This window comes from Vibrio sp. 10N.247.310.98 (assembly GCF_041467395.1).
Classification (GTDB): domain Bacteria; phylum Pseudomonadota; class Gammaproteobacteria; order Enterobacterales; family Vibrionaceae; genus Vibrio; species Vibrio crassostreae_C.
Genome location: NZ_JBFSUL010000070.1, coordinates 1 through 26,935 on the forward strand (window position 1 = coordinate 1; position 26,935 = coordinate 26,935).

Genomic DNA, 26,935 nt, shown 5'->3' on the forward strand with positions numbered 1-26,935 from the left:
CATATCACTTACTACCGTTTTTGTTTTTAGTTCCCGCTAATCCGCGATGAACCAATAAAAAGCCCCGAACAAATCGAGGCTTAGGATTACGTCATTGTTATCAAGAACGAATACTCAAAACGAGTCGCTCCTTAATCGGACTTATTGTGCGGGGTGAACCTGAGGGAAGCTCATGGTTGGGTGTTTTTCTACGATACTTTTGTAACCATACACATCTTCTATCATCGAAGGTTTCAGTGCATCCCAAGGCTTGCCATCACACACCAAATTGCCATCTTTCAATACCACCAATCGATCGGAATACTGCGCGGCTAAGTTGAGATCATGCAAAACCACGATAACCGCGGCATTGTGGTTATCGGCTAATTCTCTCGCAATCTTTAAGGTGTTGTGCTGGTGGGCAAGATCCAGTGCAGAGGTTGGTTCATCAAGCATCAAAATACATTGGTCACCAGAGTGGTGAAGCTGAGTTAACACTCGAGCCAAGTGCACTCGCTGCTTTTCACCGCCTGATAGCGAAGGATAAAGTCTTTCACTCAGGTGAGTCACATCAGCAACATCCATTTTTTGGCTAGCAATGCTGGTCAGCTTCTTGTTGGATTCTTGCAGAGGAATCCCACCAAGCTCGACAACTTCATGTGCCAAGAATGGGAAGGTCAATGTGCTGTGTTGAGGAAGCATAGCAAGGTGCTTCGCTAACTTTTGAGAAGGCCACTTGTCTTTACTGTGTCCAAAATACTGGATATCGCCGTTGCTTGATATCTCTTGGCACAAAGCTTTAAGCAGCGTGCTTTTACCTGCGCCATTTGGCCCAAGCAGTGTGGTTACCTTTCCCGCTTCAATCTCAATAGAAACGCCATCTAATATCACTTTACTGCCGAACTTCACTTCGATATCGGTCGCTTTTAAAGCTGAAGGAAACATTAAAGGATTCTCCCTTTCTGTTGAAATAGTAGATATAAGAAGAATGGGGCGCCGATAATCGCAGTGACAATACCAACAGGAAGTTCAGCCGGAGCAAGTACCACACGTGAGAACATGTCTGCGGCGGTTAGCAGCAGTGCGCCTAGTACCGCTGATAGTGGCAACAGAACTCGGTGGTCAGGGCCTGCCAACATGCGACCTAAATGTGGGATAACCAATCCAATAAAACCAATCATGCCAGACAGGCTAACTGTGATACCAACGCCCGCAGCCGTCAGTAGAATCAGCTTTCGTTTCAGCTTTTGAACTGGGATACCAAGGTGTTGCGCTTCTGACTCGCCCAGTAATAGAGCATTTAGAGACATCGCTTGGCGGTAGAAAACAACAAACAAGCCAACGAGCGTGACAGCTGCCAGCAAAATTCCTGACCACTTAGCGCCCGCCAATGAACCCATCGACCACAATGAAAGATCGCGCAGCATTTGGTCATCAGCAATGAAATTCAAGAAGCCAATACCAGCGCCGGATAGCGCACTGATCGCCACGCCCGCCAACAACATGATGGTGACAGAAGTACCGAATTTACCCGTGCCCAGCTTATACACCAATAGAGTGGTTAAAGCACCGCCAAGAAAAGCGAACACAGGAACCGCAGCAAAGTTCATGAAAGCAGGATATTGAAGTGATAGCTCAGAGAAAAGTACGATGGCCAGTGCTGCACCTAGCGCGGCACCAGCAGACACACCGATGATCCCAGGCTCAGCAAGCGGGTTTCGAAATAAGCCCTGCATAACAGCACCACATAACGCGAGAATCGCACCAATCAACATACACAAAATGGTTCTAGGTAAGCGAATCTCTTGAATCACCAAGTTGATGTGGGGGGCCAAGTCATTGTTTGGCTGGAGTAAGCTCGCTGCGCTGTCAGCCAAGCTAATGTTCATTGGCCCAACGGTGATTGAAAACAGTGCGACGAAGACTAGGGTAGCACCTAGGCCTAACATCGATGTTTTCAGCGGGACGGATCGTAACAACATAAAGGGCCTCAATGTCCGTCACTAACTTCAATATCCATCACCAACATTGCGAAAGTAGGCTGGTGACGGGCATTGAGCTAGCAACAGTAAGAATAGGGTGATCGAGTTATAGCGGATAGATAAGTGCGTTTAATCGCTTAGCTTCAGAAAGGCTTTCAAGGCCAAGCCCGCCAACCAAAGCACTGCCATTTACGGTTATGATTTGCTTGTTCATACCTGCAGGCGTTGCCGCTAACATAGGTAGCGATTTCAGGATGGCATCAGCACCGCCCATTTTTTGATAACTACGGCCGCTTACTAAAATGACATCAGGTTGCATCTCAACGAGTGATTCCATTGAAAGTGGCTTGTAAGACGTTAAGCTCTGAGCGGCAGGGTTGATACCGCCAGCTAACTCGATGATTGCGTTTGGTGATGTTTCACCGCCAGCAACGTTGGCAGGGCGACCTTCATGCAGCAACAGGAATAGAACTTTCTTCGCTTCGTTGCTTGGTACTTGGTTCGCTTTCAGTGCTGCGATCTTTTGATTCACATCGGTTTTCACTTGCTGCGAGTGGTCTTCGGTATGGGTGATCTTTGCGATTTGGTCGATACGCTTTAATAGCCCTTCCACGTTTGCTTCAGTGTTAACAATCTCTACATCGACGCCTGCCGATTTTAATTGAGAGATAGCGTTGTCTGGTCCCATTTCATCCGAGCCAATCAATGTGGTTGGCTCTAGGGCGAGTAGACCTTCAGCAGACAGGTTTCGGTGATAACCAATCTTTGGCAGGTTTTCTGCTTGAGGAAAGTGGCTGGTCACATCAATCGCGACTAGCTGCTCTTCAGCACCTAATGCCAAAACCAATTCAGTAACGGCACTACCGGCACTGATGATTCGAGGTTGTTCAGCGTCGTTGGCCATTGCGGGTGCTCTAAGTGCCAGGCTCATAGCGGCAACTGAAAGGAGATGTGTCTTGGTCTTTAATTTATTGAGCACGTTTAAGTTGTTCATAATAAGTTCTTTATATTTTCTTTTTGTATCGCGAAGATACTCAGTGAGCAGTCCGTTCGCATTGTGAGTTCGAATCGATAGAGAGGCTTAGTTCTGTCTATTTGGTCTTAGCTATCAGGAGCCAAATTTTATAAACGCTAGGCCTCATAAAAATTGAGTGTTGTTCTAGCCATCGTCCGTGAGCAGTTGAGTCGCTGGTATTCCGTTCTCTTGAAGGAATGAAAGCAACTTCACTAGGTTTTCAACATTGGCGGCTTTATCCGCGCCAATGATGATCGGTTTTTTATCCGTTGAGCCTGTCTCTTCTAACAAGGCAATCTTGAAGTTTTCCCAGTTGATATACTCTTGGCCGTTAATCGCCCAGTAGGGGGCATGGTCTAGGATGTTGACGCTAATCGAGTCTTTGTGGACTTCAGAAACGTTTTTAACATCCGAGCTTGGTAGCTCAACTTCCAGTGACTCCAGCTTTACTGATGCCGTAAGCAATAGAAAAACCATCACGATAAAAATGATGTCGAGCAGCGGTGTTAAGTCTGGCGCTAGGCTCTGTGTGTGAGATGAGTGGGGCGTTTTAATCATGCTTGACTCACATCACCGATAGAGGTTTTGTTGATAGGCTTACCTTGAGTATCATCAGACTGATTGGTTTGAATCGACATGCCTTCTAGCCACACATTCACATAGTTCAATGTATGCTCCAATTGAGCCAGCACTCGATCGGCCCATAGCCCTAGTAGCTGAGCACCAGAAATAGCAGGAAGCGCAATCATCAAACCTGCTGCTGTGGTTCGCATTGCTAATCCAAGACCGTCTGCCAAATCATTAGGCGTGATGCTGCCTGTTGTCGCGGCAACGCCTTTAAACATCTCAATAAGACCAAGTACCGTACCAAGCAAGCCGATGAGTGGGCTGATCACGCCGATCAAACCAAGCAGTCTTAAACCTGCATGAAGCTGGTGGCGTTTTTCTTGTAGCCAGATCCCAGCGGCATCTTCACGTAACCCTTTTGAAAATGAGTGGTGAGCGAGCAGCATAGAGACACCTTTGTAGAGCAAAGGTCTTTTGCCTGAAATTGAATGAGCAAGTGCTTCGATTTCTTGGCTGTTAGTCGGTGAAATTTGGTTTAGCTCGCGGCGGATAGCACGCTTGCCAACACCAATGCTGAGCATGACTTGGAAGATTCGCTCAGCGATGATCATTGCCGTGAGTGCTGAACAGATGAGAAGCGGCCAAGTCATTAAGCCAAGTTGATCTTGTAAGTAACTGATTTGTTGCATGATTAATCCAACCTAAAACGAACAGGTATTTGTACACGGTGAGCGATTGCTCGGCCGTTGACAGTGTGAGGTGAGAACTTCCATTGTTTAATGGCTTCTAATGCGGCGTTGTCGAGCATCAGTGCGCCTGATGAATTTACTAATGCTTGTTTAACTTGTTTACCTTCAGCGTCTAGCCAGATCTCGTAAGTTGCTACACCCTCGATACCACGACGTCGTGCTTGGCGAGGGTAATTCGGCGGTGTAGGGCGAGAAGAAAATGATGGCTTCGTGATTAATACGGGCTCTTTGTTTGATATGCCCTGGTTTACTTCCTGAGGCTGGTTGGCAGACTCGTCCATATTTTTATCGACTTTCTTGTCGGCTAACTTTTCTGGTTGTGGCGTAGGTTTTGACTTTGCTTTTGGCTCAGGGCGCTCTTTCTTAACGACTTTCTTTTCAGCTACTGGCTTTTTTTGAACCGGCTTCTTTTCAACAATCTTCTTTTCGACTTTCTTTGGCCGAGGCTTGTTGGTGATAGCCTTTTTCTTCGGTGTTGGTTTAGCCTGTTTTGGCTCAACAGCTTTTGGCTCTGCCTTTGAAACAGGTTCTTTGATTGGTTCTGGTTCAACCGGTTCGGTGACGGTTTTTTGTTGAGCTTGAGAAGGCATGCTCTTTGGAGTGAAGTTGATCGATACCGTGTTCGATTGGCTACCTGCAGGCATCGCAAATACTTTGGATTCTTGAGCGACCAACAATAGTGCCGCATGAATCACTAACGATGCACCGCCTGCAACAACATACCTAGGAACGTTCACAATCAATCCTTTACCAAATCAAAATTCTGTATCGGATTATTGCTTAGAATCTAAATAAGATCAATTATCAATTGCATTATCATTTACGTGTATTTATGATTCTCTCAGTTTTTAGCGAATAGTCTTCCAGACTTTGCTATGTAAGTGTTTAGAGAGATTATATGAGTCTTAATATTTATAAATTTGACGAATCAATCTTGGGCATTTCTAGCCCTGATCCGCTTCGTTTTGCGTTTGCGAAAAAGCATTCTGCACACGCCGGAGGAAGTTCAATTCCGGTCGACCCCAGTAAGAAGTTAGAACTCTTTGACGAACTGATGCTGAGTGAAGGGAAAAAACAGGATACGCGTTGCTTGTATATCCACATTCCTTTCTGTCGTGTGCGTTGTACGTTCTGCAATTTCTTCCAAAATGCCGCAAGCCGTAAATTAGTGGATGAGTATTTCGATGCACTGATGGTCGAGCTAAAGCAGAAAGCCAAAACACCTTGGGCTCAGTCTGGACTATTTCACGCCGTCTATATTGGTGGCGGAACTCCCACCGATTTGTCGTCTCAACAAGTTGAGCAGCTGGGTAAAGCGATTCGTCAATATTTCCCACTAGCAAACGATGTTGAGATGACATTGGAAGGGCGCATCAATCGATTTGGTGACGAGATGTTTGATCGTGCGCTTGAAGGTGGCTTCAATCGTTTCTCGTTCGGTATTCAAAGTTTCAATACTCAGGTTCGACGTAGTGCTAAGCGCCTAGATGACCGAGAGGTTGTGCTAGAACGTATCAGTTCACTAAGCCGCACCGAGCAAGCGCCAATCGTTCTTGATCTGTTATACGGATTACCACACCAATCTATGGAAGTGTTCCAACAAGATTTAGAAGACTACATGTCTACTGGCGCACACGGTATTGACCTCTACCAACTGATCGTTGCGGGCAATGCACCTATGCTTAATCTTGTTGAGAAAGGAAAAATCCCACCGCCGGCCAATACGCCTGATAAGGCGAGCATGTACTTGGCGGGTGTTGAATTCATGGCCAAGCACAAGGTCAAGCAACTGAGTGTGAATCACTGGACTCGCGATAACCGCGAACGCAGCATTTACAACAGCTTAGCGAAAACCTATGCCGAAGTGCTTCCCATTGGTTGTGGTGCTGGAGGCAACATTGGCGGTCATGGTGTGATGCAACATCGAACTTTAGACAGCTACATGGAGTCTATTAAGCAAGGTCAGTTACCGATTGCCATGATGACGAAGCAAAGCTCACTAGAGCCGACCTTCTCGACATTAAAGGCAGGTTTCGATTCTGGTGTTGTTAGAAGAAGTACGCTACCGAGATTTATGGGGCAAGATACGTTCGACTACCTCAAGCCTTTGTTCGCGCATTGGGAAAAGAACGGTTTAGTTGAGCTTTCGGAAGATTATCTGAGCCTGACTATTGCTGGCAGCTTTTGGGCGGTAAGCCTAGCGCAGAGTGTGATTCAAGTGCTTAACGCTGAATACCAAGCTATGCACCCAGCGCCTAAAGCGTCAGGTTCGGGCGTACACCCGCATGCAAGTTTGAAGCACGCTTAATATCGAATTTTTAGTTTATAACTTACTCGTTTATACGGAACATATTCAATGACAGATACAACATTAGAAATGACAGAAACTCTAGAACAACGCGTAGCTCTAATTTTAGAAGAAGAGCCAAAACTACTGCCAACAGCAATTGCTGAGAAGCTAGGTGTTTCAGAGGTTGAAGTGGTTGCTGCTTTTCCAAACGATATGGCGGTAATGCTAGATGGCAGCCGTGCTCAAGAGATTCTAGAAGGTTTAGTGGGTTGGGGCCCTGTGACCACTATCGTGCATTCATTTGGTTCTATCTTTGAAGTAAAAGCGCCATTCCCGAAAGGTAAAGTAGCGCGTGGTTACTACAACCTGATGGGCAAAGAAGGCGAGCTTCATGGCCACCTAAAACTGGATAACGTTAAACATATCGGTTTGGTGAGCAAGGCGTTCATGGGTCGTGAAAGTCATTACTTCGGTTTCTTCAGTGAAACCGGTGAGAACATTTTTAAGATTTACCTAGGCCGCAACGAAAAGCGTGAGCTTATTGCCGACCAAGTAGAGCGCTTCAAAGCGCTAAAAGAACAAGCTTAAGTTCAATTTACAGTAAATAATCAGCAGCAATCTTACATAGGGTTGCCAACTGGCTTAAACAAGACATCAATGCTCGAGGATCGTTTAGTTCGCTTATGATCGCTCAACCTTGGGCAAAAATAATAAATCAGAGAAAGTGAAGAAAGGAATTACCCATGGAACAGCAAGTAAAACAAGAACGTCTACAAGGTCGCCTAGGTCCAGAAATTAAAGAGTTTCGCCAAGAGCGCCGTACCCTTCAACTTGCAACGGTTGATGAAGAAGGTCGCCCGAACGTAAGTTACGCACCGTTCGTTCAGAACCAAGAAGGTTACTTTGTTCTAATTTCTGATATTGCTCGTCATGCTCGTAACTTGAAAGCGAACCCTCAGGTATCTTTGATGATGATTGAAGACGAAGAGAGCTCGAAGCAGCTTTACGCACGTAAGCGTTTAACGTTTGATGCTCAAGCAAGTGTTGTGGAGCGTGAAACGGAACTTTGGACTCAAGTGATTGGCCAGATGCAAGAGCGTTTTGGTGAAATCATTGATGGTTTGAGCCAACTTCAAGACTTCTCTCTGTTTAACCTTAAAGCTGAGAACGGCCTGTTCGTTAAAGGCTTTGGTCAAGCATACCAAGTGTCAGGCGACGATCTGGTGGACTTCGTTCACCTACAAGAAGGCCACAAAAAAGTATCTAACGAGTAATCTCGTTTAACCGATTTCTTCAGGAGCCCTCCAATGTGAGGGCTTTTTTATGTCTAAATCAAAGAGTTTGGTATATTGACGTTTGATGACTATTTATGTGTAAGGATCGGTACGTGAAACCAGTAAGTCGAGATTGGGACGAGTTCTGTTACCCGTTTATTTATGAAGACAGTCCTATCTGTGATTTTGAGATTTTGTCGGATGAACTTTGTTGCCGAGTTGGATTGGTGTTGTCTTTAGAGCTAGAGCCTCAGGTTCGTGAGATCCTGCAACGCTTGCAGCCAAACATCTACCATTTGAATGGCTCTGTGCGCGGTAAGCTTGCCATCACCGAGTCTGAATTGGTCGAGCTCAAGCAAGATTATCATCGTATCCGTGAGCAGTTAGAAGGGGGGTTTAAAGGCTTTGTCTTACCCGGTGGACACCGAGTGTCTAGTGAACTTCACTTGTGTCGTTGTCAGGCTAAGAAAGTTGTGCGAGCTTTGGTGAGTATTGAACATCATGAAAGCAAAAAGTCGCCAGACCCGATTCTTTTTAAATACGCCAACCTAGTCGCGAACACTCTCTATGCATTGGCCTCTTTTACCAATCATGTGAATGAAGTCGAGGAAGTGGAATTTGTGAGTAAGAGCTACTCTATGCCGAAAAAGTCTATGCCAGAAAACAAAGACTAACGGTTAGCTCTATTCTTATTAAGATTTGAAGAAAGAAGAGACTAAGAAGCTAAACCATTGAGCACTATGCCAGGTTTAGCTTCTATAACAGAGCCTAAGCAGCCGTAGAGGCGCCGTTTAAGACTTTTGCGCCGCGTAGCATAGCTTCGATTAATTCACCCGCGTTGAACTTCTCAAGCGCTTCATGCGCCCCCACCTGATTAGCACGGTCGACACAGATCTCACTGGACAGTGAGGTATGCAAAATACAGTAAGCGTGACTTAAAGCGCTGTCGTTTTGCACTTCAAATGCAAGCTCATAACCATCTAATCCCGGCATCTCGATATCACTCACCAGAAGATCAATGGCATTGCCAGCGCTGGCTTGGCGTCGCATTAGGTCGATGGCATCTAAGCCGTTGTTACATATGCTGTAAGGGATGTTGATGCTGTCTAAGGCATCAGATAACTGTTTACGTGCAATCAAAGAGTCATCCACTAATAAGATGTTCAATGCTTTGAGGCGTTCCCTTTCTACATCGGTCAGCATCGGGATATGAGCATTCTCATAAGCTGGGTAGATCTTAGAAAGCAGCAGTTCCACGTCGAGCATTTGCACAATACGGTCTTCAAAACGTGTAATACCCGTTACAAACACATTGCGACCCACACTGGTGGGTGGAGATTCAATGCTCTTCCAGTCGCATTCAATGATTTTATCAATTGAACGAACCAAGAACGCCACAACTGTTCTCAAACAGTCAGTAACGATGAGTACACAATCTTGGTATTCAGCGGGTGTTATCGGACGGAAGCCAATCGCAGCGGACATATCAATCACAGGAACTGTAAGGTCGCGGATAGTCACTGTACCAATCACGTGATGATGGGAGTAGGGGATCTGAGTCATCGGCTGAAAAGGGACGATTTCTCTGACCTTAAGCGTGCCAATCGCAAAACTTTGAGTGAGGGACAACTTGAACATCAACATTCCCTGTGACTGACTCGCTTTACTGATCGGTTTGGCCATAAGTGGCTCCTACTTAATACGCGCTTAATTTATAAGGATTAATTTAAAGGGAAATGGAAGCCGCAGCAAGTCGCGATGCGGTTTTTAATGGCCTTTAAGGCAGTTGTTTTCGGTTATAGAGTGAAGAATAGCGGTTCTTGGGTTAAAATCACGCTAAACGCTGGCTGTCGATGAATTTATGTCGATAAGCCGTTAGCGGCAAACAGATTTACAACAGTCAGTTCATTCGCGATGTTCTAAGTAATCGTCGTAAGTAAACTGGCAGCAACAAACTGAGAATTATCATGGCAAGAACAGCAGCAGCGCTTCATATTTTGGTGAAGCATAAAGAACTAGCAGAAGACATCATGACGCAGCTTAAAAAGGGCGCTAAATTTCAAACGCTAGCAAAGAAACATTCAACCTGTCCATCTGGTAAGAAGGGCGGCGACCTAGGTGAGTTCAAAAAAGGTCAAATGGTGCCTCAGTTTGATAAGGTTTGTTTCTCTGGCGAGACGCTTGTACCACACCTTGTGAAAACAAAATTCGGTTGGCATGTGGTGAAGGTTCTTTACAGAACTTAGTTATAAATATGTGTTAGATTGAATAAAAGGAGCGTATATACGCTCCTTTTTTGTGACTTTTGTGCGCGTTTTAAAGCACTACGGTTGAGTGTTCATCCCAGACGTTATGCGATAATTGGTGCTACGCCCTCAACCATCCACCGTGAGTAATTGGTAGGAGGAGGAGGGTTTTTAATGAGTAACTCATATAATAAATGCCATTCTTGAGGAAATTTATTGCAGCTTTGCCTTTTAGCCTTTGCCTTTTCTAAAAAGCTGTAAACGAGTTTGGTAGGAGAACAACATGGAGAGTTCAGCTATGTTAAGCAAACCAGCGACAGATGTCATATTGCATGCCTTTGACTGGTGCTACGCTGACGTAATGAAGAACGCCCCACTGATCCAAGAGTTGGGTTATAAATCTGTTTTAGTATCACCGGCGATGAAATCGCTGCGCGGCCCTAAAGGTTGCGATCGAAATTCTGGTACTCAATGGTGGCAACGCTATCAGCCCCAAGACTATCGTGTGATCGATAATCAGTTGGGTGACACACAAGATTTTAAAGCGATGGTCGACACGTTAAAGCGACATGGGCTTCGTACTTATGTGGATGTGGTGTTTAACCACATGGCCAACGAATCGGGTATCCGCGGTGATCTAACGTATCCCAATCAGCAAGACATGGCGTCTTATCAAAAAGATGCTGACTATTATGAATCCATACGTTTGTTTGGTGACCTTTCTGAGCCTCTTTTTGATGAGAACGACTTCGTGGAAGCGTTTGGTATCAAGAACTGGAAAGACACGTGGGAAGTGCAAAACGGGCGTATTACCGGTGGCGCCAGCGATCCTGGCCTGCCAACGCTACTCGATAACGATAATGTGGTGGCACAACAAAGAGCCTACCTAAAAGCACTGAAAGAGATTGGTGTGAAAGGGTTTCGCATTGACGCGGCAAAGCACATGACACTGGCACATCTACGCAAGGTGTGGACTGATGACATCTGCGAAGAAATGCACATCTTCGGTGAGATCATTACCGATGGCGGCGCGACAGAAGAAGAGTATGAGCTGTTCCTTGAGCCTTATCTTAAACACACTCGCTTAGGCGCTTACGATTTCCCGTTGTTCAACACCATCTTCAAAGCATTTGAAGAGCAGGGCAGCTTTAAGTCTTTGATTAACCCATACTGTTTTGGTCAGGCTCTGTCGAATATGCGAGCGATCACGTTTGCGGTCACTCATGATATTCCCAATAACGAGGTGTTTTTGGAGCATGTGATGGATGAAGTGGATGAGCGATTGGCTCATGCTTTCATTCTTGGTCGAGACGGCGGTGTGCCGCTTGTTTACAGTGAACTGAGCACCAGCGGTATTCTGGACAAGAGCGGTCAGCCTCGTTGGCTTAACGACTGGCAAGCGCCTTACATGAAAAGCATGATTCAATTCCATAACCATGTTCATGGCGAAGCGATGCGTGTGGTTGAAGCGAATGATGATTTGTTGGTGTTTGTCCGTGGCGATAAAGGCATTGTGGTGATCAACAAGTCGAAGCGAAGCAAAACAGCCTCATTAAATTGGACTGGTGCGGTAACCGATTTACTGTCGGATGATGTGTTTGAATGTGTTGGTAAGGATTTAACCATCAAGGTGGAATCGAACCAATGTATGATGTTAACGACGAATGAATTGAAGCCTGTCACGAGTTAACTTGGATAGACTAGAAAGAGAAGCCCCGCTTACTGGCAATCAGTAATCGGGGCTTTTTATTTTAAGCTATTGCTCGGTAACTAAACCAAATGGCGACTCAGCCAAACGGCAACTGAGCCAAACCTTGGTTAAACCGTAAACTTATTCAATAGCTCGTCTTGTTGGCGAACATTGTCAGTTTGCTGCTGCATTGCGGTATTCGCTTCTTGGGCCGCTGTTGATACTTGTGTTGAAAGGTCTTTGATCTTAACAGTGTTGTTATTGATCTCTTCCGCTACTAAGCTCTGCTCTTCTGCCGCTGAAGCAATCTGGATGTTCATATCTGAGATGCGTTGAATCGCGTCACGGATACGGTCAAGTGAAGAGTTCGCTTGCTGAGCGCGTTCAACGGCGTCAGTGGCTGTGTCTTTACTTTGGTTCATCGCGTTCGATACTGAGCTTGCACCCGCTTGGAGCTGCTCGATCATGTTGCGGATTTCCGTAGTTGATTCTTGAGTACGTTGTGCCAGAGTACGAACTTCATCGGCAACGACTGCGAAACCACGGCCTGATTCACCAGCACGCGCCGCTTCAATAGCCGCATTCAATGCCAGTAGGTTGGTTTGGTCTGCAATATCGTTGATTACTTTTAGAATTGTTTCGATGTTGGCTGTTGCTGATTCAAGTACTTGTACTTCGGCAACCGCTTGGTCGATACGTGCTGAAAGGTTATCAATCGCTTGAGTGGTGTCACTTACGACAGATGTGCCGCCTAGCGTTGCTTCGTCTGCTTCACGGGCTGCCGCTGCTGCGCCTTGAGCATTGTTTGCAACTTCAGTTGCAGTAACCGCCATCTCGTTCATTGCAGTCGCTAACTGTTCAAGCTCTTCCAGTTGGGTATTCATCGCTTTCGCTGATTCGCCTGCACCTTTAACCGTGATTTCAGTACCACGCTTAATTTCAACACCAATCGCTTTCGATTGAATGATCTGATTTTGCAGGTTTTCAGTAAAGGTGTTGAAACCTTTCGCTAGGTCAGAGAACTCTTGGTCTGTGTTGGTATCTAGGCGCTTAGTTAAATCACCTTGACCGCTCGCCACATCTTGAATGGCTTGGTTAAGCGCATCCAGTGGACGCATTAACACACGAATCAGAACAGTCAGTGCAATGATGCTGAGAATAACTGCAATCAACGAGTAGATCATTGAGCTGTTCTTCAATTCTTCAACGGTTTGGAACGCGATCTCTTCATCGAGGATTGCACCTATATACCAATCTTCACTAGGGATGTGGGTGAAATTAACTAGGAACATTTTGCCGTCGACTTCAATTTCTTGAGAGCCTTCACGAATAGTCGCTTGTGGCATGTAGCTTGATAGCGTTTCACCGTTGTTTTTCGCATTTGGGTGAGCAATCGTGGTGCCGTCGGCTGTTACTAGGAACAGGTAACCCGCATCAAACAAGTTCACTTGGTTGACCAAGGTAGCAAGGTTCGTCAATTCTAGGTCGTAGAACATACCCGCAGTAAAGCGGCCGTTGTCTTTAACTGGAGTACCTACTGATATGATGACTTTCTTACTTGATGCATCCACATAAGGAGCGGTAACAACTAAACTGTTTTTGGATTTAGCATCAATGTACCAAGGACGAATTCGTGGGTCGTAGTCTGGACCGGCATCCCAACCATCATCATTTTCAATAACGAAACCGTTTGCTTCATAACCAAAACCAACCGCTAGGAAGCTGTTTTTAAGCTTTGGCTTTTCTAAGATTTCTTTAACGTAAGCGCGATCTTCAGGGTTGATCTCGATGACTTCAGTCGTCGATTGAGCCAACGCTTTCTTGGCGTTCATCTCCGATACGACGGTATTTTTCACGCCCGAGACCATCTCTTTCAGGCTCGCATTGACGTGGTTTTCTACTGCACTTCTTACAGTGTAAAGTTGTTGTATTGAAAGCAATGATACTGTCACTAGCAGCAAGGCTGATGATGCAGCAACCACCTTATGGCTAAATTTCATTGAGTTTTCCCCTTCTCACAGGCTTTGCGAAGACTAAAGTTAATCGTGTTTTTGTAATTATATATATCGACTAGATTGGATTTTACTTGAATGTAATTTCACAAAATAGACTACAAAAATACAACAACCTAAACAATGCAAAATTCACTAAAGCGCATATTTGTTGCTTTTAGTATTTGGTTCAATGAGTTGGGGAATGGGGCTAGACGGAGTTTAAGGAGGAATTAAGAATGTATTAATTTGATAGTTATGCGTTCAGTTTTCTATTAAAAAGAGGCGGGGTGAACAAACGATATGAGATCAAATGACATGCAGAGCTTATAAATTAATTGAACTCCAAATAATACTGTGTATATATTTTCGCAAATAAAAAGCCCCACAAAAGTGAGGCTTTATAAACTGAATCTTTATTGAGTTACATAAGTAGTATCTAATTTAGAATATTAGATGCGCTACACCAACGATAACTGGAAGCGTAATTAACGTACGTAGAATAAAGATAATAAACAGTTCTAAGATGTTCACTGGAATCTTACTGCCTAGAAGTAGAGCGCCCACCTCAGACATGTAGATCAGCTGAGTTACCGACATTGCTGCAATAACAAAGCGAGTCATCTCGTTGTCGATAGAAGCCGCAAGGATTGCTGGGATAAACATGTCCGCAAAACCAACAACAATCGTTTCAGATGCTGCAACCGCTTCAGGAACACCAAGTAGCTCTAGGAATGGAATGAAAGGCTGACCTAGGATTGAGAACACAGACGTGTATTCCGCAATAACCAGTGCCATTGTACCTAAACCCATAACAACAGGCAGTACGCCAAATACCATATCTACGGCGTTACGAACGCCTTCGCCAAATACAGATTTAGCCGACTTTACTTGAGATGCTTTATTTACCGCTAGCTCAAGACCCCAAGAGAACGTTGAGTGACCTGCTGGGATCGCGTCAGCGTCTTTGTGCGGCTTGCTGCCATCAATGAAAGTATCTTTCTTCATGCTTAGTGGTGGAAGGCGAGGGATGATCACCGCTGCCACAATACCCGCTAAACAGATTGCTGCGTAGAAAGGTAGGAACAGGTGCTCTAGTTCTACCTGAGCAATAACCACAAGACTGAATGTGATAGATACTGCTGAGAAAGTCGTACCAACAACCGCAGCTTCACGCTGAGTGTAGAATTTCTTCTCGTACTGTTTGCTTGTAAGCAGGATACCAACACTGCCGTCACCCAACCAAGAAGCCATACAGTCAATAGCACTGCGGCCTGGTAGGTTGAAGATTGGACGCATGATTTTACTTAGTAGCGTGCCAAACAGCTCTAGTAGACCAAAGTTAAGTAGAAGCGGAAGTAGCAAACCAGCAAAGATGAATACTGAGAACAGTGTCGGAAGCAGGCCTTCTAGAACCAGACCACCAGTATTTTCTTCCCAAATAACTTCAGGGCCAACTTGGAAGAAAGCCATAACGGCTGCAGCACCACCAATTAAACGAACCAGCAACCACAGTGGAGATGGGTTGAAAAGGCCGTTTAAAAATGAATTTGATGTAATGAATGTAGGCTTAAAAATGGTGCTTAAAACTGAAGCTACAGACATGAAAGCAACGATCGCAGTGATGATAGGGACTAGATATTCACCGAAAACCGCTTGAATTGATTTGGCTAAGATAGCTACAGGGATGGTTAGATCACCTTGATAGCTGATTGGCGCCATGAAAAGGAATAAACCAATCAATGATGGGATTAAGAAAACCCAGAAACTGCCTTTAGATTTCTCTGTTTGAGCAGTATTCTTGTTGTTAGACATGTTATTGTTCTCGAATTTCTACACGTAAAAAAGCCACATCCTTGGCATTTTTATTCACTAAACGTCCGTATTTTCTCATTGGGTGCAAGATTACCCAGTATTAATATCGCTTGCAATACTATTCATCAAATATCGCTAAATATTCATACTGGTTATTCTGCAACGTATTAAGAGTTTAGAATAAAGTGTTGCGGATGTTACGTAGTTTGAGGTTATATTGCCAGATATTTATAAATTGACTGGGGTTTCAGTTCGATAGGTCAAGTATAACCAGTAGCTAAACGCAATAATGAAAGCAAAAGAGGCAGGGAAAGCCAATGCCAAGATTTCGAAGCGTTGGAACAGACAAGCGCCAATTAAGCCGCCAAACAGGAAGCCAACCACAATGAAAATTAGCAGTTTGGCTTTACGGCAGTCAAAAGGCATCCCCTTTAAGCGAGCGCCAATCATGATCCCAAGATCGGTAATGATCCCGCTCATGTGTGTTGTTCGAATGATTGCCCCGCTGTAAGTGGTGATCATCGCGTTCTGCAAACCACACGCGGCTGAAGCGAAATACTGACCTGAAGTATAGCCTTGCAACAGTGTCCACAGCGCCAAAAACAGCAATCCACCCTCAATACATAGTGCAACACCGTAACGGCGTCCTAACTTCAATGCTTGGTTTTCAATAAAGAACCCGCTGAACGCCGCACCTAACATGAAGCTCATGATCACCAATAGGAGGTGAACAGAAGCCGAGGTCGGTGTAAGCAGGCTACTGCCTAGCAAAGACATGGTGCCGGAGATATGGGAGATAGCTTGATGTTGGAAGCCAAGTAAGCCGATAGCATTAACACTGCCAGCAAGACCAGCTAACAAAAGGGCGCCGTATTCAACCCAGCGAGGTAACTTAGAAATCATGTGGTTCACCCTGGGTTAAATAGAGGAGCAAGATTATAACGCTAGACAAAAGATACGCTAGCGCTGTGAAGCGTTGATATTTGATCTTAGGCAACAGTATTGCAGTTTGTTTTAATACTGTTGCTATATAAAGATAACGGTCAATAACGAGATAAAGATAACGCTCAATGACGAACTAGTTGTAATGGCTCATTTGGTGGTCGAACTTAACCCAACCGTGTTTGCGTTCTTCATAAACCGAAAAGCTCGGCAGTGGGAAGTCTTGCTCTTTAAATAATCCGAGCGGGACGATATAAAAATCAGCGGCGGCAACCGACTGCAAAAGCATGGTGGTGCCACACTTGGGACAAAACTGATAGGTGACTTCATTACCCGTATCGCTGATGCGTGAAAAAGAGGTCACTTCACCGCTGAGTGTAACTTGTTCTATTGGGAACCGAGCCTGAACGCCGAACACACTTCCGGTGCGTTTCTGACACTCATAGCAATGGCAGACAGATGTACGTTGAGGTTCACCTCGGCATACTAGGTTGACTGCTCCACAGCGGCATTCGCAACTTCTGATATTTCTATCTTTAATATGATTGATATCCATCCATGCTCCACTTCTGGTTAACCCTGTATTGATAATTATACTAAAGCCCTTTATGGTCTGCACAACTGGATGAAAACAAAAGAATATAATTGCCCATGAAAAAGAAAATCTTACCTATCCCTCTGATTCTACTGATTCCAATTGTCATGCTGGTTGTGGTGATAGTAGCGGGTATTTATCGCTTTAGCTTAAGTGATGAAGAGATCTTGGCGAAGTTTCCTTCTTCTCAAGTGAGTTATGACCCAGTCGTAGAAACCGTTTTTGATTTGAAGACGACCAATCCATGGACAATTAAAGTTCCTGAGACTAACGCCTACGCTTTTATCAATGAAGTTGATGAGCCTAGAGCCATCGCGTTTGGACGCTATGACTCAGGTGTTGAGCGCGGTGTGGTAACGGTAGACACCAATAATCTTTCAGCCGCCACGTTGGGCAAGGCGAGTTTCTTTGTCGCGCCGATGTGGATATCTAACCAAGGCAGCGGTGTTTTCTATTATCTAGGCCTGTTTAAGCATGACCAGCAACGAAGCCGTGTGGTGTTAGTCGACCAACTTTTACTGGGTGATCGTATACAAATTCAGACATTGGAGGTAGCTCAGCAGCCAGGTTCGCAATCACAGAATAAACTTACTGGGGAAGGTTTTATCGGCTTTACTCAGCATTCTGCGGAACAATCATTTGCAGAACCCCCTTCTGAAAAGGTGTTAATGAGTTTTTCTTTTGATACGCAATCAATTGGTAAGCAATAACGTTTTCGTGAATGTAAGGATCTGTTGTTTATGTGAGCCAAATTACATATTATCTTAGTTAGATGAATGAAATTTAGACACAGTTAGCTTTGTGTCCGCTTATTATTACAAATGGAGCTTGCGAATGATTAATAAACGTTTTTTTAAGACGAAAGATGAAGTTGAAGTGACCTTCGAGCTAGAAGCTCAAGAAGCGAACTCTGTATCCATCGTTGCTGACTTTCTTGATTGGAAAGCCACCCCAATGAAAAAACTGGCCAAAGGGAAGGTTTACAAGTTTAAAACTCGTCTACCTAAAGATGGCGAGTTTCAATTCCGCTACCTAGTTGATGACCAACAATGGGTGAACGATGCGAATGCTGACCGTTACATCCCAAATGAGTTTGGTGAAGACAACTGCCTAGTGTCGACGGTAAACGCATAATCTTTTCTTAAAACCAGCGACTAATTCGCTTCGTTTATTAATTATTCGAAACGGAATAACGTCAACCAATAGAAAGCAGAAACTAGCCGTTTCTGCTTTTTTATTTTTAAATTTAGCGGTTAATTTTATTTCTTATCTAGTGGCTCTTTATCTACGGCAACTCAATGACTTAGGCTAAGTTGGGAAGATTCACATCATATTATGACAATGCATTGATGATTTATGCGTTTGAAAAGCATATCCTATGCCTTTATATCGTAGAAAGACCTGTTTACCGTGTATTCAAAAATATTTCCCTCTCCGTTTGCTGAGCTTTCACCTGTAAAAAAAGTAGCTATTTTGGGACTGCCACTTATTGCTGCGATTGGTGTTGCTTTGCAATCGTCACAATCGGATCTGACGAAAACGATCGATCTTGATTTGCCCGACTCAACCGTGATTGAGTCAATTCTGTCACCTTCTTCTGTTACTGTTATCGAACCGCCAACGTTTGAGTACCAAATTCAATCTGGCGATAACTTGAGTAGCATCTTCACTCAGCTTGGATTTTCTTACAAATCGATGATGAGCGTGATGGAAACTGATTTGAACTTCCTTGCTTTAGATACGCTTCGTCCGGGTAATACATTGCGCTTTTGGCGTGATGAAGCGACCGGCGACCTTTCTAAAATGGAACTTCAATTTAGCGTCGCGGACAAAGTGGTTTACCGATTACTTGGTGACGGCAGCTACGAATTCGAAGACATCTCTATTCCTGGTGAATGGAAGCAAAAACCTTTAGTGGGTGATATTCAAGGCAGCTTCTCTATGTCGGCGAACAAGGTTGGCCTGAGCAGTCTTGAGATTGACCATATTGTGACTCTTCTTAAAGATAAGCTGAACTTTAGCCGAGACCTACGTGCTGGCGATCAGTTTGAAGTGCTTCAAAAAGCGCAATATGTTGATGGTGTTGCAACCGGAAAACGTGAAATTGAAGCAATTAAGATCATGAATCGTAACCGCGTTGTGTCAGCATACTTACACACTGACGGACAATATTACGATGCTAATGGCGATAGCTTACAACGTGCTTTCCAACGTTACCCAGTGAGCAGTAGCTGGCGCCAAAGTTCTCAGTTTAACCCTAAGCGCTTACACCCTGTGACTGGCCGTATTTCACCGCACAACGGTACGGATTTCGCGACACCAATTGGCACACCTGTTCAAGCAACGGGTGATGGCAAAGTGATCATGACGCGTAAACACCCTTATGCGGGTAACTATGTGGTGATTCAACACGGTAGCACTTATAAAACGCGCTACTTGCACTTAAGCAAGATCCTTGTTCGTAAAGGACAAACGGTATCTCGTGGTCAACGTATTGGCCTATCGGGTAAAACGGGTCGAGTGACAGGTGCTCACTTGCACTATGAACTGATCGAACGTGGTCGCCCTGTTGATGCGATGAAAGCGAATATCCCAATGGCCGATTCTGTGCCTAAAAAGGAAAAAGCGACATTCACAGCCGCGAGAGATGAAGCCGACAAGCTATTGAAGGCAGCGTTAGAAACGCGCAATCTAGCAATGGTTAATAATGCTAGTAAGTAGCTAGCCATTAAACTGTTTTAAAGCCGCAAGAGCATCACAAAGCACAGTCAGTGTTAAGTGATGCTCTTGCGGCTTTTTAGTTCTCAATAGAAGGTTCGGTAAGGGTTTAAACTAAAGGCTCTGAGTGCGCGACATAGCTAACGATAGCTTCAGGCCGCATTGGAGGTGAGTAGAGGTAACCTTGGATCTTGTCACATCCCATCGCGTGCAGCTTTTCTAATTGCTCACGCTTCTCAACACCTTCCGCAACCAAAGATACATCGAGTCTATGGGCCAGTTGAACAATCAGCCATACTACGCTCTCTGAGGTCGAACTAGTTAACAAGTCTCGAATAAAGGTCGCATCAATTTTAATGCAATCGATAGGGTAGCTGTGGATGTAGTTCAAACTGGAGTAGCCTGTACCAAAGTCGTCGAGTGCAATCGTGAAGCCTTGTCCTCTCAGAAAGTTAAGCGCGGATTTTGTCTCTTGTGTTGGCGATAACAGAACGGTTTCGGTTAACTCGATAACAAACTCATTCGCCTTAAAATGGTGCTGTTCAATGGTTCGAGTCAGGTAGGATATATAACGTTTCGAATCAGTAAGCTCGTGCGCAGAGCAGTTGATTCCAAGTTTAACCTTGTAGCCCAAGCCTTGCTCTAGTGTGGTTTTAGCGCGGCACACCAATTCAATAATGCGTTCACCTAATTCGACAATCAGCCCTGACTCTTCTGCCACTTGAATAAACTCTACGGGTGAGATGTCTCCATGTCTGGCGGTTTTCCAGCGAGTCAGTACCTCGAAATATTCCCATTGCGTTTCACCTTGACCCACAATCGGCTGTACCACTACGTACATTCCATTGCTGTCGGGGATATAGCTTTGTGAAATTGGGTTTTCCAGCTCACTTCGTAGCGCTGCGACTAGCTCGGTTTTTCTTTGGTAACGAACTCTTAAGTGAGTGTCATAACATTGAATATGAGTATCTTGGCTGTGTTTACACTCTTTAAGCGCCAAGCTGGTATTGAAGATGATTTGCTCAACGTCTTTGTTGTCTCCATCCGAACTGGCAATACCGATGCTGACGTCGAAATCTATCTTGATATCAACGCTACTGTAGCCCTGCTTAATTTTGGCCAGTATTTGTTCGCACACGGCTATCGGATCAGAATGGTAGGTGATGAAGGCGAACTCGTTGCCAGCAGTCCGGAAAGTCAGGTTGCTTTCAGGTAAAGTTCGGCGCAATATTTCTGCGACAAACTGCAGCACCTTGTCGCCAATATAATTACCGTGCATATCATTAATGGCTTTGAAGCTATTGATATCGAGTAAAGCCAATGTAAACGGAGTGACGCTCTGTTGAGTAATCGACTCTAAGGTATCTGATAAACAGCTTCGGTTGAGTAACCCGGTTAGGCTGTCGTGTGACACCTCATAACTAAGCTGATTTACAAGTTGTTCGGAACGATCGTTAAACCACATTTCACGCAAGGTATGGATGATGATGTCGGCGAACAATTGATGGTGCTTTACCACGTCTTGTTGCTGATCAGGGCTAAGAGGCGAGGTGAACGTTGAAAACAGCACGCCCATCACTTCGCCACTTTGAGTTTGAGTCGGGATCGCGATGGAGTTTTGTGAGGTGATTTCCTGCCTAAATGCCGATGTTGGCAATGACTGGACGACGTACTGAGCAAACGAGCAATCTGGGTGTCTTTGGTTGACGGCTTGTTGGTAGATGTGACCATGGCGCGCATTGATTTTGTCATGCAATACATGATCAGAATGGGCGATCACCAAAGGAACGGTTTGGTCAGGGAAGTACTTCTTCTCAATGATGCTGGTGTATTGAGTATCAAAGGTCTGATGTAAAGTAAGCACAGCTGACTCTAAAAGGTCGATACCTTCCAATTTCAGCAAACGGCCAATGCGCTCTGTGTCTATCATGCTATTGTGCGTATGTTGAGTCATAGCCACCACCCCTAGTTAACCAGATTCACTGTGTAAGCGGTATACGTATTATCTTGTATATGTGCGAACTTGTATAATCTATATGCGTCAAGTTTATTATTGACCGTGTTGTATAACTTTTCAAATTAAAACGTGACTTATTTCACAGAGCTTGCGTGCTACGCTCTTTGTCTAGCCTGTCTTTCAGATGGTCCAAAAAGAGCTTGGTTCGCGTGTGCGAGTAATCAAGCTTAGGGTAGTACGCGTAAACCATCACTTCGTCGGCGGTAATATTTGGCAATACTGGAACTAATGTCCCTTGCTTTAGATCCTCTTTGATCATCGCTTTGATGGTTAACAGTACGCCCATTCCTCGCTTCGCAGCATGAAACAAAGCCTCTGGATTAGTGGTCGCAAAGTTACCGTTTAACGTTATTCGCTGCCCTTTGGTGAGTGCTACTTCACGGGTCGGACGCTCTCCCCAAATCAAAGAGTTGTGTTGTTCTAAGTCCTGCTCGTTGGCGGGGTAACCATGTTTAGCTAAATAGCTTGGCGCTGCATAGAAGCTGGCTCTGTGTTCAAACAGCGGTGTTTTCTTGAAGCTTAATGAGTTGAGTTGTTCTAGTTCACGACTGATTACCAAGTCCAAGCCAAGCTCGGGTAATTGACCGGGCGTAGTGGTGATGAGTTGTACCTTAATATCAGGGTACTTTTCTAAGAAGTCGTCCATGTATTGCACCAGAAACTTAGAGCCAACCGCAATCGTAGCGCCAATCTTTAATAGGCCTGCTGGGGTTTGGTTAACCGAGCGAGTCTCATCAATAATGGACTGCCAATTGTCGAGCTGATCCTTGGCTCGCAGGTAAAAGAGCGCACCTGCTTCGGTTTGGCTAATTGATCGCGTGGTACGCTTTAACAGTTGGGTGCCGATGCGCTCTTCTAACCAGTTCACTCTTTTACTGATCGCCGAGCTGGTGGTGTTCAGCTTTCGAGCAGCACCATTGAAGCTGCCTTCTTCGACTACTCTGACGTAGCTTTTTACGTTAAGAATCCAATCCATATTATTTCCTGCTGGGACTTAATAAAATTCCAATTTAGCTAATTATCAATTATTGGTTTTGAATGTAAACTCGTCTAATGAACAAATATCAAACGAATAGGGAATTTTTTGAGCCAATCGACCTTTAAAAAAACACCGTTACTCTTAGCAATGATGATTATTGCTACGGGGCAGGTGGGTGTGAGCATCTACTTGCCAGCATTACCGTTAATTGCTTCTGATTTAAGTGCTACTCAAGTAGATGTACAGCTTCTCGTCACGCTGTTTCTGGTGGGTTTTGGCTTGTCTCAGCTATTTTACGGACCGATGTCCGATGCGGTGGGAAGAAGACCTATCTTCTTGTTAGGTCAGGGTGTTTATTTGATTGGTACAGTCGTTTGTGTTGTGTTTTCTGACAATATGACGGCGCTAGAAGTTGGTCGCTTGCTGCAAGGTTTAGGGGCGGGCAGTGCCTCGGTTCTTGGGCGAAGTGTGCTTCGTGACAGCTATGATGGTTCACAGCTTACCAAAGCGTTGTCTTATATCTCGATCACCGCGTCGATTATGCCGATCATCGCGCCTGTATTTGGTGGCTGGATTTCATTCCACCTTGGTTGGCAGGCGGTGTTCCTGTTCGTTTTATTGTATTTACTGGCGATATTCACACTGGGTTACTTCGTGTTGCATGAAACTCTGCCATATGGGAAGAGCCGTTTTGAAGTCAGCCAAGTGGTAAAGAACTACGGACGCTTGTTAACGAATCGCCAAGTGATAAGCAGCGCCAGTTATAACTGGATGAGTTATATGGCGAGTTTGGTATCGTTATCTTTGTTCCCATTCTTAATGCAAGAGCAATTGGGGCTGACCGCCGCTGAGTATGGTTCATTGATGATTGTCCCTTCGGCAGGCTTACTGATCGGTAGCGTTGCTTTGAACTTGCTCAATCGTAGGTTTAGCACTCCGCAATTGATGAGCCTTGTGATTTTGATTATTTTGGCTTCGGGAACTTGGCTTCTTACTCATGAGTTATCCATCTTTAACTTGGTTTGGGCGTTTACTTGGTTGGCGATAGCACAAGGCATTTCGTTCCCATTATCAATCAGCATGTTATTAGAACCTCATAAGAAGCAAGCGGGCGCAGTATCGGCATTGTCGGGCTCTATTCAGATGTGTTTAGCGGGTTTATTGGGTGGGTATCTAGTAGAGAGTTGGGTCACGACTCATCTACAGTTAGGCGTGTTCTACCTCATTATTGGCGCAGCCATGGGCGGAGTGCTTTGGTCTTCAACCAAAATGAACAACAAAGGCGATACTGTTGAAGTGGAATATAGCTAAACACTAAATTCACTATCGTTTAACGCACCATCGTTAATACGTTGTATTTGTGCTGATGGTTTTCTACAATGCTTCGGTCCATTGAATAGGTAAAAACAAAATGCAGCAAAATGAATTTGAAGTACTGGTAAAAGCTATCTGCGCACTAGATGGCCTGCCTCAAGCGCTTGAGCTATTGAAATCCAATGAGGATACAGAAGTCGCTGAGGCTGCTGCATCACTGACTGGTCAATTTGCACTTGCTGAAGTGGAAGGCGAAAAGCGTATTTACCACGTGACGCTTCAAGAAAATGAACAAGGCGAAGAGCAAGAGTACATCGAACATGTTATGAATGAAGGCGATGACTTAATCAAATTTGCAGCTTGGTTCTTTGAAACGATGTTTGAATTGAAGCAAAAAGACACATACCAAATTGCCGGTAAAACTTACAGACAGCCAAAGCGCAGCTAGGTTTCTCAGTAAAGCATTTTAGAAAGCAGCTCTATTGAGCTGCTTTTTTTATCAGTGTCTAAACCATGTCTTAGATTGTTATTAGGAATGGAGCATTAAGCTCAAACCAGAATTTAGGTTAACTCATTGATATACATATACAATGCTGATTAGCACAGAGATAAAATTAGGCTAATTGCAAATTAACACTTAACATTGCATTAAAATGTGATTTAGATCTTGTTTTTGGGCGTTTTAAGTGTAAAATCCGCGCTAAAGAAAGTTGATTATGTGCGGAGATAAGCATGAATTACGAACTAGGCCACGCATACCTTGGTCAAATGGCAGCAAAAAACATGATGCACGAAGCATTGTACGGCACTTCAAAGCCAAAGAAACCATCGTTCTTTAAGCGAATGATGAAGAAAATGGCTAAATAAGCATTTTCAAAAACGGAATTTTAAAAGGCCTTAAACTCGATGAAGTTTAAGGCCTTTTTCGTTTTAGCGATTGGTGAAAGTTATCGCTTTGTTTTGTTGTGGATGGACACAAAAAACACTAATTAAGCTTCTGACTAATGGCTTTTAATGAACTCAGCCAGCAGATTGATTGGATAAGTCGACCACATTATTAGGGATGCTATCTAAGCCATTCTCTTTCATCCACGCTTCTAAGTTATCGGCACCACCGATGTACTTACCATCAAGCCAGATCTGCGGGACGGTGACCGGTGTTTTCTCACCAATGTGTGCTTTTACCTCTGGAATCATACGGTACAAAGCGGCGCTATCTTTTACGACATCGTGGTATTGGTATTCAACACCCGCTTCATCCAACATTTTCTTTGCTTTAACACAGAATGGGCAGGTCGCCTTACCATAAACGATGTTGCCTTTTAAGCTGTCTCGTTTGGTCCACTCTTTGATCACGGATTGGATTAACACACCGCGATTAAGCGCTTCACCTTGGCTGACAACCTTGCCTTCAACAACAAGGATTGGGGCGTGCCAAGAGCCAAGTTTTAGCGGCTCCCACCAGTGAGACAACCAATCTTTCACTTCCAGTTCGACATCGACATCGGCCAATTCATTCTCAAAAGTATCCTTCAGAATGTCTTTGGTAAGGGTACATTCCCCACATGGGATATTAACTTTAAATGGACCCCAGCTGCCTGCCCAACGGTATAGTGTAATCTTGACTGGTTTCTTCATGGTTACGGCCTCGTTTGAATTCTCTTATCCATATAGAACGGACTGTCGAACTATTTATTTCACCAACCTTAAACTTTCTTCACTTTTGAAGGTTTTTTAGTTTCCCAGTGCGTTATAAATGCAACTGACGCAATAATAATAGCAGCCCCTAGCCATAAACGACCCGGTGGAACCCAACTAAATACAATCCAACCTGCTAAAACGTTTAGCGGTAATTTGGCGTGGTCAAAAGGTTGCACAAACGAAGCATCAGCGACCGAGTAGGCTTTTACTATCGCCCATTGAGCGAGTGCCGTCATAACACCGATAACAATCAATATAGCCCAGATTGTACCGCCGCTTGGCGTTTGCCAATCTGGCGCAGCAAGCAGGATGTTAAATGGTGTGATTAATAGTAGAAGATAGACCACCATGGTTGAAGGACTGTCTTGCGAAGAGAGTTTTTTCACCATCAGTGAGTAGCATGCCCAGAAGAAAGCGGCACCGACTGGTAATAACGTTGCCCAGTTAAAATCTTCAGCCCACGGCTCTAGAATCACCATCGCACCCACGAAGCCTGCTAAGGTCGCGCCCCAGCGAGCAGCCCCAACTTTCTCTTTTAAGAAAAGCCCTGAACCAATGGTTGCAAACAATGGCGATGTCATGAGAAGGGCAATGCCTTGCCAAATTGGTACTGGGTAAGCCAGTGCCCATATCCAAAGTTGAATACCAATAACAGACAAGAAGACACGGAATACGTGCAATTTGAGGTTGTCGGTTTTTAGCGCGCGGCGAATACCCAGCGTTTTTAGGTAAGGAAGAATAGCGAATAACGCGATGGCGTATTGAATGACGGCAACGGTGGTAGAAGTAAGTCCGAAATGAATGCTAGCAATTTGAGTTAGGCTGTTAATAACGGCAAAGGCTAGGCCTGCGGTTAGCATCCAGCTAGCGCCTTGGATCGGATGGTGTTGTGACATGATGCTTCTAATTATTTGATGTGGTTCACCTATGATACGGATTTAGCACCACTTAACCAGAAAAAGCATTGATGAAGTCAGTCAGAATATTTGAATATGAAAAAAGGTTGAGCCATAGCCCTAATGCCGTTCACTTAAGAGTGAACGGCATTTTTGTTCTTAGCATACCGTTGTG

27 protein-coding genes are annotated in these 26,935 nt (G+C 44.6%); 12 read left to right on the forward strand and 15 right to left on the reverse strand.

Translation table 11 applies throughout. The features are described 5' to 3' along the window. Positions 1-141 precede the first annotated feature (141 nt). From AB6E78_RS20125 to AB6E78_RS20150, 6 genes are all read right to left on the reverse strand, one after another. Complete coding sequence (locus AB6E78_RS20125; RefSeq protein ID WP_017062759.1) at positions 142-924, reverse strand: heme ABC transporter ATP-binding protein; 783 nt, start codon at positions 922-924, stop codon at positions 142-144. Beyond that, positions 924-1,961: an iron ABC transporter permease gene (locus tag AB6E78_RS20130; RefSeq protein ID WP_048609731.1), complete on the reverse strand. Its 1,038-nt coding sequence runs from the start codon at positions 1,959-1,961 to the stop codon at positions 924-926. Before AB6E78_RS20130 ends, AB6E78_RS20125 begins: the two co-directional genes overlap by 1 nt. Before the next feature lie 106 nt (positions 1,962-2,067). Next, positions 2,068-2,955 (reverse strand): hemin ABC transporter substrate-binding protein, encoded by an 888-nt coding sequence (locus AB6E78_RS20135; RefSeq protein ID WP_372074934.1) that lies wholly within the window; start codon positions 2,953-2,955, stop codon positions 2,068-2,070. Positions 2,956-3,120: 165 nt separating this feature from the next. Continuing rightward, positions 3,121-3,534 carry a biopolymer transporter ExbD gene (locus AB6E78_RS20140; protein WP_017064314.1) on the reverse strand — a complete coding sequence of 138 codons (414 nt, stop codon included), beginning with the start codon at positions 3,532-3,534 and terminating at the stop codon, positions 3,121-3,123. After that, entirely contained in the window at positions 3,531-4,232 is a 702-nt protein-coding gene (locus tag AB6E78_RS20145; RefSeq protein ID WP_372074933.1) for a MotA/TolQ/ExbB proton channel family protein, read from the reverse strand. The genes AB6E78_RS20140 and AB6E78_RS20145 overlap by 4 nt, the downstream gene beginning before the upstream one ends. Positions 4,233-4,234: 2 nt before the next feature. Next, entirely contained in the window at positions 4,235-5,029 is a 795-nt protein-coding gene (locus tag AB6E78_RS20150; RefSeq protein ID WP_372074932.1) for a TonB family protein, read from the reverse strand. A 161-nt stretch (positions 5,030-5,190) separates the two neighbouring features. Between AB6E78_RS20150 and hutW the strand changes: the two genes are divergently transcribed. The 4 genes from hutW to AB6E78_RS20170 all read left to right on the forward strand — a co-directional run bounded on the left by hutW (position 5,191) and on the right by AB6E78_RS20170 (position 8,530). Then, positions 5,191-6,600: a heme anaerobic degradation radical SAM methyltransferase ChuW/HutW gene (hutW, locus tag AB6E78_RS20155; protein WP_372112161.1), complete on the forward strand. Its 1,410-nt coding sequence runs from the start codon at positions 5,191-5,193 to the stop codon at positions 6,598-6,600. 48 nt (positions 6,601-6,648) lie between these two features. Continuing rightward, the gene (gene hutX / locus AB6E78_RS20160) at positions 6,649-7,170 is read left to right on the forward strand and encodes a heme utilization cystosolic carrier protein HutX (RefSeq protein WP_016784265.1); all 522 of its coding nucleotides are present in this window, start codon (positions 6,649-6,651) and stop codon (positions 7,168-7,170) included. 155 nt (positions 7,171-7,325) lie between these two features. Further along, on the forward strand, positions 7,326-7,856 hold the full coding sequence (gene hutZ / locus AB6E78_RS20165) for a heme utilization protein HutZ (RefSeq protein WP_004731858.1): 531 nt from the start codon (positions 7,326-7,328) through the stop codon (positions 7,854-7,856). A gap of 113 nt (positions 7,857-7,969) precedes the next feature. After that, the gene (locus AB6E78_RS20170; RefSeq protein ID WP_048610703.1) at positions 7,970-8,530 is read left to right on the forward strand and encodes an ATP--cob(I)alamin adenosyltransferase; all 561 of its coding nucleotides are present in this window, start codon (positions 7,970-7,972) and stop codon (positions 8,528-8,530) included. A gap of 94 nt (positions 8,531-8,624) precedes the next feature. Here AB6E78_RS20170 and AB6E78_RS20175 read toward each other — a convergent pair whose 3' ends face one another. Continuing rightward, a complete protein-coding gene (locus tag AB6E78_RS20175) occupies positions 8,625-9,539 on the reverse strand; it encodes a chemotaxis protein (RefSeq protein WP_017062751.1) in 915 nt (304 codons plus the stop codon). Between the two features lie 281 nt (positions 9,540-9,820). Between AB6E78_RS20175 and ppiC the strand changes: the two genes are divergently transcribed. Further along, complete coding sequence (gene ppiC, locus AB6E78_RS20180; protein ID WP_258185064.1) at positions 9,821-10,102, forward strand: peptidylprolyl isomerase PpiC; 282 nt, start codon at positions 9,821-9,823, stop codon at positions 10,100-10,102. Positions 10,103-10,385: 283 nt separating this feature from the next. After that, positions 10,386-11,792 (forward strand): alpha-amylase family glycosyl hydrolase, encoded by a 1,407-nt coding sequence (locus AB6E78_RS20185; RefSeq protein ID WP_017062749.1) that lies wholly within the window; start codon positions 10,386-10,388, stop codon positions 11,790-11,792. 128 nt (positions 11,793-11,920) lie between these two features. Here AB6E78_RS20185 and AB6E78_RS20190 read toward each other — a convergent pair whose 3' ends face one another. From AB6E78_RS20190 to AB6E78_RS20205, 4 genes are all read right to left on the reverse strand, one after another. Next, positions 11,921-13,792, reverse strand: coding sequence for a methyl-accepting chemotaxis protein (locus AB6E78_RS20190; RefSeq protein WP_102321342.1), 1,872 nt, complete (start codon positions 13,790-13,792; stop codon positions 11,921-11,923). Positions 13,793-14,227: 435 nt separating this feature from the next. Continuing rightward, a complete protein-coding gene (locus AB6E78_RS20195) occupies positions 14,228-15,598 on the reverse strand; it encodes a YjiH family protein (RefSeq protein WP_372134108.1) in 1,371 nt (456 codons plus the stop codon). A gap of 228 nt (positions 15,599-15,826) precedes the next feature. Next, entirely contained in the window at positions 15,827-16,501 is a 675-nt protein-coding gene (locus AB6E78_RS20200) for a YoaK family protein (RefSeq protein ID WP_102427987.1), read from the reverse strand. Positions 16,502-16,676: 175 nt separating this feature from the next. Beyond that, positions 16,677-17,159: a GFA family protein gene (locus AB6E78_RS20205; protein ID WP_170926836.1), complete on the reverse strand. Its 483-nt coding sequence runs from the start codon at positions 17,157-17,159 to the stop codon at positions 16,677-16,679. Between the two features lie 32 nt (positions 17,160-17,191). On the opposite strand from AB6E78_RS20205, the gene AB6E78_RS20210 reads away from it, so the two are divergent. The 3 genes from AB6E78_RS20210 (at position 17,192) to AB6E78_RS20220 (ending at position 19,856) form a co-directional block, all read left to right on the forward strand. Further along, positions 17,192-17,845 (forward strand): hypothetical protein, encoded by a 654-nt coding sequence (locus AB6E78_RS20210; RefSeq protein ID WP_017064322.1) that lies wholly within the window; start codon positions 17,192-17,194, stop codon positions 17,843-17,845. Between the two features lie 124 nt (positions 17,846-17,969). Then, positions 17,970-18,269: an isoamylase early set domain-containing protein gene (locus AB6E78_RS20215; RefSeq protein ID WP_009845720.1), complete on the forward strand. Its 300-nt coding sequence runs from the start codon at positions 17,970-17,972 to the stop codon at positions 18,267-18,269. A gap of 276 nt (positions 18,270-18,545) precedes the next feature. Next, positions 18,546-19,856, forward strand: coding sequence for a peptidoglycan DD-metalloendopeptidase family protein (locus AB6E78_RS20220; RefSeq protein ID WP_372051256.1), 1,311 nt, complete (start codon positions 18,546-18,548; stop codon positions 19,854-19,856). A 106-nt stretch (positions 19,857-19,962) separates the two neighbouring features. On the opposite strand, the gene AB6E78_RS20225 is transcribed toward AB6E78_RS20220, so the two are convergent. Continuing rightward, entirely contained in the window at positions 19,963-21,807 is a 1,845-nt protein-coding gene (locus AB6E78_RS20225) for a putative bifunctional diguanylate cyclase/phosphodiesterase (protein WP_372134109.1), read from the reverse strand. Between the two features lie 142 nt (positions 21,808-21,949). Further along, positions 21,950-22,846: a LysR family transcriptional regulator gene (locus tag AB6E78_RS20230; RefSeq protein WP_372134110.1), complete on the reverse strand. Its 897-nt coding sequence runs from the start codon at positions 22,844-22,846 to the stop codon at positions 21,950-21,952. A 108-nt stretch (positions 22,847-22,954) separates the two neighbouring features. Between AB6E78_RS20230 and AB6E78_RS20235 the strand changes: the two genes are divergently transcribed. From AB6E78_RS20235 to AB6E78_RS20245, 3 genes are all read left to right on the forward strand, one after another. Next, positions 22,955-24,160: a multidrug effflux MFS transporter gene (locus AB6E78_RS20235; RefSeq protein WP_372134111.1), complete on the forward strand. Its 1,206-nt coding sequence runs from the start codon at positions 22,955-22,957 to the stop codon at positions 24,158-24,160. A 100-nt stretch (positions 24,161-24,260) separates the two neighbouring features. Next, complete coding sequence (locus tag AB6E78_RS20240; RefSeq protein ID WP_017057980.1) at positions 24,261-24,611, forward strand: hypothetical protein; 351 nt, start codon at positions 24,261-24,263, stop codon at positions 24,609-24,611. A gap of 284 nt (positions 24,612-24,895) precedes the next feature. After that, a complete protein-coding gene (locus AB6E78_RS20245) occupies positions 24,896-25,030 on the forward strand; it encodes a hypothetical protein (protein ID WP_010431176.1) in 135 nt (44 codons plus the stop codon). 153 nt (positions 25,031-25,183) lie between these two features. On the opposite strand, the gene AB6E78_RS20250 is transcribed toward AB6E78_RS20245, so the two are convergent. Further along, the gene (locus AB6E78_RS20250) at positions 25,184-25,801 is read right to left on the reverse strand and encodes a glutaredoxin domain-containing protein (protein WP_017062739.1); all 618 of its coding nucleotides are present in this window, start codon (positions 25,799-25,801) and stop codon (positions 25,184-25,186) included. A 68-nt stretch (positions 25,802-25,869) separates the two neighbouring features. Continuing rightward, positions 25,870-26,760 (reverse strand): DMT family transporter, encoded by an 891-nt coding sequence (locus AB6E78_RS20255; protein WP_017062738.1) that lies wholly within the window; start codon positions 26,758-26,760, stop codon positions 25,870-25,872. Between the last annotated feature and the right edge of the window lie 175 nt (positions 26,761-26,935).